This window comes from Micromonospora chalcea (genome assembly GCF_002926165.1).
Lineage (GTDB): Bacteria > Actinomycetota > Actinomycetes > Mycobacteriales > Micromonosporaceae > Micromonospora > Micromonospora chalcea.
This window is the reverse complement of the sequence record NZ_MAGP01000079.1, coordinates 1-1,390: the sequence shown is the minus strand read 5'-3', so window position 1 is coordinate 1,390 and position 1,390 is coordinate 1. Positions and strand designations below refer to the sequence as shown.

The window sequence follows — 1,390 nt, the reverse complement described above, 5'->3', positions numbered from 1 at the left end:
GGGTCTGTCAAACGAACGGTGTAACTCGGGTTGTTGACGGTTACTTACGGCCTGCGGAGAGGCGTCCTTCGAAGGCGATGTCGAAGGCGTTCAGGGCTGGTTTCCAGCGCATGGTCCACCGCCGGCGGCCCTGCCCGGTCGGGTCCAGGCTCATCACCGCGAGGTAGACGCACTTGAGCGCGGCTGCCTCGTTCGGGAAGTGCCCACGGGCGCGGACGGCCCGGCGGATGCGGGCGTTGACGCTTTCGATGGCGTTGGTGGAGCAGACGACGGTGCGGATCTCGGCGTCGAAGGCCAGGAACGGCACGAACTCCGCCCACGCCTGCTCCCACAACCTGACGATCGCCGGATACTTCCCGCCCCAGGCTTCGGTGAACTCGGCGAACCGGGCTCGGGCAGCCGACTCGGTCGGCGCGGTGTAGACGGGCTTGAGAGCCTTGGCGATGGCGTCCCAGTGCTGCCGGCCGGCATACCGGAACGACGCCCGCAGCAGATGAATCACGCAGGTCTGCACCACCGCTTCCGGCCACACCTCACCGATCGCATCCGGCAGGCCCTTGAGCCCGTCGCAGACCACCATGCACGCGTCCGCGACGCCCCGGTTCTTGAGCTCGGTGAGGACCTGCAGCCAGAACTTGGCGCCCTCGCCGCCATCGCCGGCCCACAGACCGAGGATGTCGCGGGTGCCCTCGACGGTGACGGCCAGGGCCAGGTAGATGGGCCGGTTGGCGACCTTCCCGTCGCGGATCTTCACGTGCACTGCATCGAGGAAGATCACCGGGTAGACCGGGTCCAGGGGCCGGTTCTGCCACTCGGTCATCCCCTCGACGACCTTGTCGGTGATCGTTGAGATCGTCTGCCGTGACACGTCGGCGCCATACACCTCCGCCAGGTGGGCCTGGATCTCCCCGGTCGTCAGGCCTTTGGCCGACAGCGAGATAACCATGTCGTCAACGCCGGACAACCGACGCTGGCGCTTGCGCACAATCTGCGGTGTGAACGACCCGTCGCGGTCACGCGGCACCTCAATCTCGACCGGGCCGACGTCCGTCAGCACCGTCTTGGCCCGCACACCGTTGCGGGAGTTCCCGCCGTTCTTGCCCGCCGGGTCGCCCTTGTCATAGCCCAGGTGATCGGTGATCTCACCTTCCAGGGCTGACTCCAGGACACGCTTCGTCAGCTGCTGCAGCAAACCGCCGTCACCGGTCAGCTGCAGACCCGCCGCACGGGCCTGCTCCACCAGCTGGCCGACCAGCTCCGCGTCGAGACCCTCCGCCGGTTGCCCCGGCACGTTCTTCGCCACCGCGGCAGTATCCACGGCGATCGTCGATCCATCAGACATCAGGTGCTGCTCCTTGATCAGGAGTTACACCGTTCGTTTTACAGTCCC

Annotated in this window: 1 protein-coding gene; it reads right to left on the bottom strand. The window is 66.8% G+C overall.

Features of this window, described 5'->3' with window-relative positions; translation table 11 throughout:
• Window positions 1-40 precede the first annotated feature (40 nt).
• Complete coding sequence (locus BAW75_RS08135) at window positions 41-1,342, bottom strand: IS256 family transposase (protein ID WP_104113157.1); 1,302 nt, start codon at window positions 1,340-1,342, stop codon at window positions 41-43.
• Window positions 1,343-1,390 lie beyond the last annotated feature (48 nt).